At 70.7% G+C, this 1706-nt stretch carries 1 protein-coding gene; it reads left to right on the top strand.

Going from position 1 to position 1706, the window contains the following annotated elements; genetic code table 11:
* The coding region (gene yicI / locus AB0O00_RS38065) for an alpha-xylosidase (protein ID WP_363659267.1) at positions 1-1706 on the top strand (1706 nt) is incomplete at both ends.

Below are 1706 nucleotides of genomic sequence, written 5' to 3'. Positions count from 1 at the left end.
CGTGGAGCTCTGCGCCGGCGAACTGACGCTGCGGGTGGACACCGCCAGGCCGTGGCAGCTGGAGTTCACCGCCGGCGGGCGGGTCCTGACCTCGGTGGGCGAGCGCGGCACCGGCTTCGTCACCGACGCCGACGGCCGGCACCACATGCTCGGACAGCTCGCCCTCGGCGTCGGCGAGCTGGTCTACGGCCTGGGGGAGCGGTTCACCCCGTTCGTCCGCAACGGCCAGGTGGTGGACATCTGGCAGGCGGACGGCGGCACCACCAGCGAGCAGGCCTACAAGAACGTCCCGTTCCACCTGACCAACCGGGGCTACGGCGTCTTCGTCAACCACCCCGGCAAGGTCAGCTACGAGGTCGGCTCCGAGTCGGTCGGGCAGGTCCAGTTCAGCGTCGAGGACCAGTCACTCGAGTTCTTCGTCGTCCACGGGCCGACCCCCAAGCTGATCCTGGAGCGCTACACCGCGCTCACCGGCCGCCCCGGGCTGCCCCCGGCCTGGGCGCTGGGCCTGTGGCTGACCACCTCCTTCACCACCGACTACGACGAGGCCACCGTCAACCGCTTCGTCGGCGGCATGGCCGAGCGCGGCATCCCGCTGAGCGTCTTCCACCTCGACTGCTTCTGGATGCGCGAGTACCAGTGGTGCGACTTCGTGTGGGACCCGGACACCTTCCCCGACCCGGCCGGCATGCTGGCCCGGCTCAAGGAGCAGGGGCTGCGGATCTCCGCCTGGATCAACCCGTACATCGCGCAGAAGTCGGAGCTGTTCGCCGAGGGCCTGCGAGAGGGCCACCTCGTGCGGCGCGCGGACGGAAGCGTGTGGCAGTGGGACCTGTGGCAGCCGGGCATGGCCCTGGTGGACTTCACCAACCCCGCCGCCCGCGACTGGTACACCGGCAAGCTGCGCGCCCTGCTGGACGTCGGCGTGGACTGCTTCAAGACCGACTTCGGCGAGCGCATCCCCACCGACGTGGTCTGGCACGACGGCTCTGACCCCGAGAAGATGCACAACTACTACACGCACCTGTACAACCAGGCGGTGTTCGAGCTGCTCCGCGAGGAGCGCGGGGAGGGCGAGGCGCTGCTGTTCGCCCGTTCCGCCACCGCCGGCGGCCAGCAGTACCCGGTGCACTGGGGCGGCGACTGCGAGTCGCACTTCAACGCCATGGCGGAGTCGCTGCGCGGGGGCCTGTCCCTCGGCCTGTCCGGCTTCGGCTTCTGGAGCCACGACATCGGCGGCTTCGAGGGCACCCCCACCCCCGCCGTCTTCAAGCGCTGGACGCAGTTCGGACTCCTCTCCTCGCACAGCCGGCTGCACGGCAGCAAGTCCTACCGGGTGCCGTGGGAATTCGGGGAGGAGGCGGTCGAGGTCACCCGCGAGTTCACGCTGCTCAAGCACCGGCTCGCGCCCTACCTCCAGCGCGCGGCGCAGCAGGCCCACGCCACCGGCGTCCCCGTGATGCGGGCGATGGTGCTGGAGTTCCCGGACGACCCGGCCGTCGGCACGCTCGACCGGCAGTACATGCTCGGCGACGACCTGCTCGTCGCCCCGGTCTTCACCGAGGACGGCACGGTCGAGTACTACGTGCCCGAGGGGACGTGGACCAACGTCCTCACGGGCGACCAGGTCACCGGCCCGCGCTGGGTGCGCGAGCAGCACGGCTTCCACACCCTGCCGCTGCTCGCCCGCCCGGACTCCGTCATCC

It is taken from the genome of Kitasatospora sp. NPDC093558 (assembly GCF_040683475.1).
GTDB lineage: Bacteria > Actinomycetota > Actinomycetes > Streptomycetales > Streptomycetaceae > Kitasatospora.
This window is presented reverse-complemented; position numbering and strand designations above follow the sequence as displayed.